Here is a 10,709-nt window from a genome sequence, read left to right on the forward strand (position 1 = left end):
TAACTATATCCGGACGGAGGGGCGGATCCGGGGGGGCGGGTCCAGGAATGCCGAGGAGTACCCGTGGAATCGATCGTGCCTCTGCCGTTGACCGCTGCCCAGGCGGGAATGTGGTTCGCGCAGACGATCGACCCCTCGAACGCGACACTCGTCACCGGGCACTTCCTCGAGATCGACGGCGCCATGGATCCGGACGTGCTCGCCCGCGCCGTCCACACGGTCTTCGACGAATCCGCCGGACTGCGCGCCCGGATCGCCGTCGTCGACGAGGTGCCCGTCCAGTTCCCCGGTGCCCATCCGGCGCCGGAGATCGAGGTCACCGACCTCACCGCCGACGCCGATCCGCGGCGGACGGCCGTCGACACGATGCGCGCGATCCTGCGCGTGCCGATGGATCCGACGGCCGAAGCCGGCATCGGCGCCCGGGTGTTCGTTCTCGGACCGGACCGTGTCCTGCTGTTCCTGCGCGCCCACCACGCCTTGCTCGACGTCTACGGCTACAGCCTGGTCGAACGCCGCATCGTCGCCGTGTACACCGCACTCGTGCGCGGCGAGGACGTCCCGCCCGCGACCTTCGGCTCCGTCGAGCAGGTCGTCGCCGAGGACGAGGAGTACCGCAGCGGCGAGCGCATCGTCGCCGACCGCGACTTCTGGACCGAGACGCTGCATGGTGCACCCGACGCGCTCGGCCTCGCGGAGACCGCGGTGCCGGCCGCGTCCTCGCTCGCCCGCGCGGTGGTCACCGAATCGGTGCAGGTCCCCGGGGACGTCGCCGAGGCGCTCGACGTAGCGGCACGCCGCGCCGGGGTGGGCTGGCCCGACCTCGTCACCGCCGCGACCGCCGCCTATCTCGGCCGGGTCACCGCGGTCCGCGACGTGGTGCTCGGCTTCCCGGCCATGAACCGGATGGGCAGCGTCGCCGCGAAGGTGCTCACCACCGCCGTCAATGTCGTGCCCCTCCGCATCGAGGTCGCTCCGGAGGCGAGTCTCGCGGCGCTCGCCGCCGACGTGCGCGCCACCGTCGCTGCGCAGGGACGCCACAGTCGCTACCGGGGCGAGGACATCCACCGCGACCTGCGTCTGCCCGCGACCAGTCCCGGTCCGGTGGGCCCGACGGTCAACATCAAGCCGTTCGGCGACACCGTGCGATTCGGCGACGCGACCGCCACCGTGCACTCGCTCGCGCGCGGTCCCGTCCACGACCTCGCGGTGGTCGCCCGTCGTGTCGACAGCACCCGCGCACTCGAACTGACCCTCGACGCCGATGCCGACCGGTACACCGCCGAGGAGGTCGCCGGTCACGCCGCGGCCATCGCGCGACTGCTCACCTTCGCCGCCCGGGAGGACGCGGACGAACGTCCTCTCGCCCACGCCGACTTGCTGAACCCGGATTTCCGCGCCGATCTCGAATCCCGTTGGCACGGAGTCGTATCCGAGTCTGTCGCGCCCGACGCGATGGATCTGTTCGACGCGCAGGTGGCCGCCGCCGGTGCCGCACCCGCGCTCGTCGCCGGCGCCGACCGTCTCACCTACGCCGAACTCGACGCGCGCATCGATGCCGTCGCAGGCGAACTCGCACGGGCTGGTGCGCGGTGCGAGGTGACGGTCGCGCTCGCCCTGCCACGCACCGCCGACATGGTGGTCGCGCTCCTCGCCGTGCTGCGGACGGGCGCGGCGTACCTGCCGCTCGATCCCGCCTTCCCCGCCGAGCGACTCGAGTACATGCTCGACGACGCGCGACCGGCGATCCTGCTCACCACCGACGACTTCGCCGACCGTCTCGGCGCATCGACCCCGGACGCCACGGCGGTCTTCCGTGACGGCGTCCTGCACTGGCGCGGCGACGTCCCCGTCGGCACCGCGCCTTCCGAGCGAGTCGTGCCCGACCAGTCGGCATATGTCATCTACACCTCGGGTTCGACCGGCCGGCCGAAGGGTGTCGTGCTCTCGCGCGGCGCACTCGCCCGCTTCGTCGACGCCGCGACCGATCTCGCCGGAATCGGCGCGCACACTAGGCTTCTCGCCCTGACCACCCTGTCGTTCGACATCTCGGTGCTCGAACTGATCGTGCCGCTGTGCCGCGGCGGGGCCGTCGTGCTCGCGGGCGACGACGAGGCGCGCGATCCGGCGGCCCTCGCCGCGCTCGCCGCCACCGAGTCGGTGAACTGCATCCAGGCCACCCCGTCGCTGTGGGGCGCGATCGTCGAACACGACGGTCTGGATCTCGCCGGTACGGGCGTGCTTGTGGGCGGCGAGGGCCTGCCCGCCGTCCTGGCCGGAACCCTCGCCGCGCGAGCGTGTTCGGTCGTCAACATGTACGGCCCCACCGAGGCGACGGTGTGGTGCACCTCCGCTCCGGTCGCGCCGGATCTGCCGTGGACCGGGTCGGTGGGCCGCCCCTATCCGGGAACCGGTGTGCGCGTGCTCGACCGGCAGTTGCAGCCCGTGCCGGTCGGCGCGGCCGGTGAGCTGTACGTCGTGGGGCAGCAGCTCGCGCGCGGCTACCGCGGCCGCCCCGACCTCACCGCGGCCCGCTTCGTCGCCGATCCCTTCGGCGCCGGCCGGATGTACCGCACGGGCGATCTCGTGCGCTGGACCGCCGACGGCACCCTGCAGTATCTCGGACGCGGCGACGACCAGGTCAAGGTCCGCGGACACCGCATCGAACTCGGTGAGATCGAGACCGCCGCAGCGCAATTCGCCGGCGTGGCGCAGGCCGTCGTAGTCGCCCGGCCCGACGCCACCGGTGCGGCCCGCCTCGTGGGCTACGTGACCGGCACCGACGTCGACACCGCAGCACTGCACGACTTCCTCCGCACACGTCTGCCCGAGTACATGGTGCCGTCGCTGACGGTCGTGCTCGACGAGTTCCCGCTCACCGCGAACCTCAAGGTCGACCGCAAGGCACTGCCCACCCCGGAGATCGGCGCCCCCAACACCGGTCGCGATCCCGAGACCGCCACCGAACACACCCTCGCCGGTGTCTTCGCCGAGCTGCTCGGACTCCCGGCCGTCGGTGTCGACGCCGACTTCTTCACCCTCGGCGGAACGTCGCTGTCCGCCACCCGTCTCGTCGCCCGGATCCGCTCGGCGCTGGACATCGAGGTGTCGCTGCGCGACGTCTTCGACGCTCCCACCGTGGCCGAATTGGCCGTGGTGGTCGACGGCGCGAGCCCGGCACGTCCCCGCTTCGTCGCAGGACCGCGACCGGCGCGGATCCCGCTGTCGTCGGCCCAGCAGCGCCTGTGGTTCCTCGACCGTGCCCAGAGACCGTCGCCGACCTACAACATCCCCTTCGCCCTCGAACTGCGCGGCCGGCTCGACGCCGGCCTGCTCGACCGTGCGCTGGTGCACGTCGTCGCCCGGCACGAGGTGCTGCGCACCGTCGTCGACGTCGTCGACGGTGAGCCCGTGCAGGTCGTCACCGACACGCCGTCGACGGTCCTGCAGGTCGCGGAGGCGCGCGACGGGAATGCCGCGGCACTTCTCGACGCGGCCGCGCGGGCATCCTTCGATCTGGGACAAGACCGTCCGTTCCGTGCGCATCTCGTGCGACGCGCACCGGATGACGCGGTGCTGCTGCTCGTCGTGCATCACATCGCCGGCGACGAGTGGTCGGCCGAGACGGTCTTCGCCGACCTCGCCGCCGCCTACGCCGATCTCTCTGCGGGTCGTGTGCCCGACGACGCGCCGCGTCCCCAGTACGCGGACTTCGCGGTGTGGCAGCGCGGTCTCGCCGACGACCCCGCCGCCGCCGTGCTCCGCGACCGCGACCTCGCGTTCTGGTGCTCCACCCTTGCCGGAGCACCGGAGGAACTCGCCCTGCCACACGACCGTCCGCGACCCGCGGTGCCGAGCCACCGCGGCGGCGAGGTACACGTGCAGGTGGATTCGGAACTGTCTGCGGCCCTGCGGGATATGTGTTCCCGTTCCGGGACGAGCATGTTCATGCTCACCCACGCCGCCGTGGCCGCCCTGTTCACCGCGCTCGGGGCGGGCGACGACATCGTGCTCGGCGCGCCCGTCGCGGGTCGCGCCGACAGCGGACTCGAGGACGTCGTCGGATTCTTCGTCGACACCATCGCCCTGCGCACCGATCTGTCCGGCGATCCCGATACCGCCGAGATTCTGACGCGCGTACGGCACGCCGACCTCACCGCCCTGGCCCACCAGGAGGTGCCCTTCGACGAGGTGGTCGACGCCGTCGGTGTCACCCCGTCGCTCGCGCGGCACCCGCTCTTCCAGACGGTGGTGCAGTACCGCACCGAACCGGTCGTCCCGCAGATCGGCGACACCACCGCGACCGTGTCGTATCTGTCCACCGGCACGTCGAAGTTCGATCTCACCGTCGACTTCGTCGACGCGGCCGACGGCCTGTCGATCCGCTTCGAGTACGCCGAGGACCTCTACGACCGTACGAGCGTACGGACCCTCGGGCAGCGTCTGCTGTCGGTGCTCGCGGCCTTCGCCGACCCCGAACCGCGACACCTCTCATCGATCGACGTGCGCACCGACGAAGAGCGCGCCGCCGACACCGTCGCGACGGTGCCCGCCACCACGCAGCTGCTGCCGGACCTGCTCGCGGCGGCCTTCGCCGCCCGCCCGGATCACCCGGCGCTCGTGTTCGGCACCGAGACGTCGAGCTATCGGGAATTCGGGGCGCGCGTGCACCGTTCGGCTCGCGCGCTCGCCGAACGGGGGGTCGGGCCCGGCAGTGTCGTCGCGGTCGCGGCGGCACGGTCCGACGCCGCCGTGGTGGCGCTGGCCGCCGTCGTGGTCTCCGGTGCCGCCTACCTGCCCGTCGACCTGTCGTCCCCGCCGGCGCGCATCGAGTTCATGCTCACCGACGCCGCACCCGATCTCGTGCTTGTGGATACGGAAGGCGCCGTGCCCGGAGAGGCACCGGAGCTGACCCTCGCCGCACTGGCCGAAGCGGCGCAAGGCTACTCGGACGCACCGATCACCGACCTCGACCGCAGCCGCCCGCTGCATCCGGCGGACGGGTCGTACGTCGTATACACCTCCGGTTCGACGGGTGTGCCCAAGGGTGTCGTCGGAACCGCTGCGGCGCTGGCGAACCGGTTGGTCTGGCAGGCGGCACGCGTCCGCCCGGCCGGCGACGACGTGCGCCTGGCCAAGAGCTCGCTGAGCTTCATCGACGGATCCACCGAGCTGTTCGCCGGTCTGCTCTCCGGTGCGACGATGGTCCTCGCCGACGACGCCGCCTCCCGTGACGCCGAGGCCCTCGCCGATCTCGTCGTCCGGCACCGCGTCCGGATGCTCACCGCGGTGCCGAGCCTCGCCGAGACCCTCGCCGCCCTGCGCCCCGAGGCCGCGGAACTCGTCGACACGTGGTTCCTCAGTGGAGAACCCCTCGGCACGAGCGTGATCGCGGCACTGCCGGGCGCACGGGTGATCAACTCGTACGGTTCATCGGAGGTCGCCGGCGACGTCACGATCTGGACGGCGCCGGGCCCCGACGTCGACCGCGTCCGCATCGGTGCCCCAGTCGACGGCGTGACCGCGCGCATCCTCGACCGGCACCTGCGTCCCGTCCCGGACGGGGTGACCGGCGAACTCTACGTCGGGGGAGTGCAGTCCGCCCGCGGCTATCTCGGCCGCCCGGATCTGACCGCGGCGCGGTTCGTCGCCGACCCCACCGGCAGCGGCACCCGGCTCTTCCGCACCGGGGACCTGGTGCGGCGCAACGCCTCCGGAGAACTCGAGTTCGTCTCGCGCGCCGACCACCAGCTGAGCCTGCGCGGTTTCCGCATCGAACCCGGCGAGGTCGAAGCCACATTGCTGCGGCACCCGGCGGTGACCGCGGCCCTCGTCACCGTGCGCCCGTCGGCGTCCGGGACCGATCTGCTCGTCGGTTACGTCGTCGCCGATCCGGCCGCGCCGCGTCCGGCGGCCATCGACCTGCAGGACCATCTGCGGACCGTGGTGCCGGACTACATGATTCCCTCGGTCTTCGACGTGCTCGACGCCATGCCGACCCTGCCCAACGGCAAGGTCGACCGCGCGGCTCTGCCCGATCCCGCACAGAGCCACAGCACGCGCGAGGCGACCGACGACGAACGCGTCGTGTGCGAGGTGCTCGCCGAACTCCTCGGTGTCCGCCAGGTGGGCCCCGACGACGACTTTTTCGCCCTCGGCGGCAATTCGCTCCTCGCGACACGTCTGTCCGCGGCGCTGCGCATGCGCACCGGCCGGAACCCGTCGATCCGCGACATCTTCGATCTGCGCACCCCCGCGCGACTCGCGGCGACGGTCCCGGCCACCGCCGTCGGACCCGAACTCGTGCGCCGCGACCACGCCGATCTCGTCCCGATGTCGGCGGCGCAGCGCCGGCTGTGGTTCCTCTTCCGCCTCGAGGGCGCGTCGGCGACCTACAACATCCCGTACACGATGCGGCTGCGTGGCGCGCTCGACGTCGACGCTCTGCGGGGTGCCCTGCAGCACCTGACCGCCGGGCACGACACGCTGCGCACGGTGTTCACCGAGCCGGACGAGGGCGACGTCGAGCAGATCGGCTACCAGCGGGTGCTGCCCGCCGAGGACTGCACCGTCGACCTGCGGATCGTCGACGCCGCCCTGGCGGATCTCGACGTGCTGCTCACCGAGGAGGCGGGCCGTCCGTTCGATCTCGCCCACGCCCTGCCGATCCGCGCGACGCTCGTGCGCACCGCTCCCGACGACGCGCGCCTGTTGGTGCTCGTGCACCACATCGCCGCCGACGAGTGGTCCGCCACGCCGCTCGTCGCCGACCTGTCCGCCTGGTACGCGCACCTGACCACCGGGGCACCCGCGCCTGCGCCGCTGCCGGTGCAGTACCGGGACTTCACTCTCTGGCAGGACGAATGTCTCGGTACCGGGGACGAGTCTCTGCGTGAGGTCCAGACCGAGTACTGGGCACGCGTCCTCGACGGCGCACCCGAGGAACTCGCCGTTCCGCACGACCGGCCGCGCGGGGCCGTCAGCAGTTACCGCGGTGGCGCGGTCCCGTTCACCGTCGACCCGCGCACCAGGGAAGCACTCGCCGACGTCGCCGCCGAATCCGGCGCGACGATGTTCATGCTCACCCACGCGGTCGTCGCAGTACTGCTGCGCGCGCACGGCGCCGGGGACGACATCGTCCTCGGCACTCCCGTCGCGGGTCGTCCCGACGCCGCCCTCGACCGGATCGTCGGCTTCTTCGTCAACACGCTCGTGCTGCGCACCGATCTGTCCGGCGACCCCACCGTCCGCGACCTGCTCACGCGGGTCCGGGAGGTGGACCTCGACGCCTATGCTCACCAGGACCTGCCGTTCGAGGTGCTCGTCGAACGACTCGCCCCGGCACGGTCGCTCGCACGCCAGCCGCTGTTCCAGATCATGGTGCAGTACCGCGACCGCCTCGACGAGATCCGTATGCCCGGTCTCGACGCCGAACCGGTCTTCGTCGAGACCGGCACGTCGAAGTTCGACCTGACCTTCGACCTCGCCGAGACCGACGACGGCGGGATCCGCGGTCGCATCGAGTACGCGACCGATCTGTTCGACCGCGGCACCGTCGACGGATTCGCGCAGCGGCTCACGGCTCTGCTGGCGGAGATCGCGGCGAATCCGGACGCCTCGCTGTCGCAGTTGAGCGTGCTCACCGTCGACGACCGGAAGGCATTGGTGGCAGCGGAGATCGGCACGGTCCGAGACGACGGTCCCGATCGCACGGTCCCCGAGCTGTTCTCGCAGCAGGTCGCTGCGACACCGGATGCCCTCGCGCTCGTCGACGACGCCACCGGACGGCGGTGGACCTACGCCGAACTCGACCGTGCCGTCGCCGCTCTGGCCGGGCATCTGCGTGCCGTTCCCGGAGTAGGAATGGATGCCGTCGTGGCCGTGGCGATTCCGCGCAGCACCGCTCTCGTGATCGCCCTCCTTGCGATCCACCGCGTCGGTGCGGCCTATCTGCCGCTCGACGAGAACTATCCCGCCGAGCGACTCGCGTACATGCTCTCCGACGCGCAGCCCGTCGCGGTCGTGGCGGCCGCCGGTGTGGCGATGACCTTCGACTCCGGTGTGCCGGTGCTCGAGGTCGACGAATCCGGTTCCGTCGGAACCGATCCCGCAGATCCGGTCGCAGCACCGACCGTGATGCCCCTCGACTGCGCGGCGTACGTGCTCTACACCTCCGGATCCACCGGAACCCCGAAGGGTGTCGTCGTCGGCCATCGCGCCGTGGCCAACCGGCTGCGGTGGATGCAGGACGAATACGGTCTCACCGCCGAGGATCGGGTGCTGCAGAAGACCCCGTCCGGATTCGACGTGTCGGTGTGGGAGTTCTTCTGGCCGCTGATCACCGGCGCCACGCTCGTCGTCGCGACCGCCGACGGTCACCGCGACCCGCATTATCTGCGCGCTGTGATCGCCCGGCAGTCGATCACCACGGCGCACTTCGTGCCGTCGATGCTCGCGGCGTTGCTCGACGTGCTCGCCGCCGAGCAGGACCGGGCACTGCGCCTGACCCGGGTGATCTGCAGTGGTGAGGCGCTGACCGCCGACCATCGCGACCGCTTCCACACCCTCGTCGACGCCGAACTGCACAACCTCTACGGCCCCACCGAGGCGGCCGTCGACGTCACCGCGGCACCGATTCCGGCGCAGGACATTCCGTGGGTCCCGATCGGACGGCCGATCGACAACACCCGCACCCTCGTCCTCGACGAGCGGCTCCGGTCCGTGGCGCCGGGCGTCGTCGGCGAGTTGTATCTCGGCGGTGTCCAGCTCGCCCGCGGCTACCACCGGCGCGCGGGCCTGACGGCGGGCCGGTTCGTCGCCGACCCCTACAGCGACGCGGGGGAGCGGCTCTACCGCACCGGCGACCTCGTGCGGTGGCGCGACCGGGGCGCGGGCCTCGAACTCGACTACATCGGCCGCGCCGACGGGCAGGTCAAACTCCGCGGCCTGCGCATCGAACTCGGGGAGATCGAGGCGACGCTGGTCGCGCATCCGAACGTCGCGCAGAGCGCCGTCGTGGTGCGCGACGGCATGCTCGCCGGCTACGTGGTGCCCCTGTCCGGGCGCACCGTCGAACCGGCCGATCTACTCGCGCACGCCGCGACCTCCCTGCCCGATCACATGGTCCCGGTGACCGTGACCGTGCTCGAGGTACTGCCGCTCGGACCGAACGGCAAACTCGATCGCAGGGCACTTCCCGATCCGCAACCGACCGCGACGACGCGCCGCGACCCGGAGACCCCCGCCGAGGCCACACTGTGTGAATTGTTCGAGGAGGCACTGCGTCTCGACGTCGTCGGACCGGACGACGACTTCTTCGCGCTCGGTGGCGACAGCATCGTCTCGATGCAGGTCGTCACGGCCGCGCGCCGCAAGGGCATCGAATTCGGCCCGCGCGAGATCTTCCGGTGGCGCACCCCGGCCGGTCTCGCCGCCGTCGCGCAGTTCGCCGAGACGGAGGAACAGCCGACGGGCCCCGTGGACGACCGGGAACCGGGCCCGGTGCCCGTGCCGCCGGCCGTGCACGCACTGCGAGAGATCGGTGCAGAGCCGGCCGGAGCCGCACTCGTGTTCGCCGTCGACACCCCGGCGGACGAGGAGAAGGCGACGGGTGCCGTGCGCACGGTGGTCGCCGCTCACGATGCGCTGCGCATGCGGCTCACCCGCGTGGCCTCGGTGCTGTGGTCGCTCGACACCCCCCCCGCCGGCGACGAGGTACCGGTACGGGTCGTCGAGACCACCGACCTCGCAACAGCGGAGCAGCAGGCCCGCACCGAGGCCGCCGAGGCTCTCGACCCCGAGGCCGGACCGGTGCTCTCGGCCGTGTGGCTGACCACCGGGCAGACCGGTCGACTCGTGGTGGCGGTCCACCCGATCGTCGCCGACGGTGTCTCCGTCGGCGTGCTCGCCGCCGACCTGGCTGCGGCGGTCACCGGGGGACCGGTTGCCGTTCCCGCAGCCACCGCGCAGGGACTCGCGACCCGCATCAACGAGCGCGCGCAGGACCCGGCGCTGCTCGGGGAACTGGCGCACTGGGTGCAGGTCCTCGCCCCGGGCGCCGCGCTGAGCACCGCGGTGCTCCCCGTCGGCGATCCGGTCGAGATCGCCGCAGTCGAGGTCAACGCCGGTCCGTCCGGTGGGCAGGACCTCGCTGTCGCGGCAGTGACCGCGTTGGCAGTCGCCGTCGGACGCGTCCGCGAGGCCGCGCCGGCACATTTGCTCGTCGAGATCGAACGCGACGCACGTGAATTCTCCGACGGCGAGCCGGACTGCACCCGGACCGTGGGTCCGTTCGCCGTCGGTGTGCCCGTGCGGGTTCCCGTCGCCGACGATCCGGACGCGGTGTCGACCGGTGTGGCCGCCGCCGTGGACGCGGTGCCCGGGGACGGGTCCGGTTACGCGCTGCTGCGGCACCTCAACGCCCAGGCCGCACCGGCCTTCATGGCACTGGCCCGGCCCGACGTTCTCGTCCGGATCGACACGGTGCCGACGGAGCGGCGGACCCCGTGCGGGCGCGCCCTCGAGCTGTCGGTGCGGATCGAGGAGAAAGCGGGCGGTCGTATATTCACAGCCACGATGCGGTCGGACGGACGAATTTCCTGCGAGGAGATCCGAGGGCTGTCCGAGGCCTGGACGACGGCGATGAACGCGCCGGTGGGAGCAGGTTTCAGTACCCCCTCGGGCGCCTAGTATGGTTAGCCTAACCATTA

At 71.8% G+C, this 10,709-nt stretch carries 1 protein-coding gene; it reads left to right on the top strand.

The genetic code is table 11. The features are described 5' to 3' along the window. Positions 1–63: 63 nt before the first annotated feature. A complete protein-coding gene (locus IM25_RS11645; protein ID WP_157126947.1) occupies positions 64–10,689 on the top strand; it encodes a non-ribosomal peptide synthetase in 10,626 nt (3,541 codons plus the stop codon). The last annotated feature ends 20 nt before the right edge of the window (positions 10,690–10,709 follow it).

The sequence above is a fragment of the Rhodococcus sp. p52 genome, from assembly GCF_000763325.2.
In the GTDB taxonomy this organism is placed as follows: Bacteria; Actinomycetota; Actinomycetes; order Mycobacteriales; family Mycobacteriaceae; genus Rhodococcus; species Rhodococcus pyridinivorans.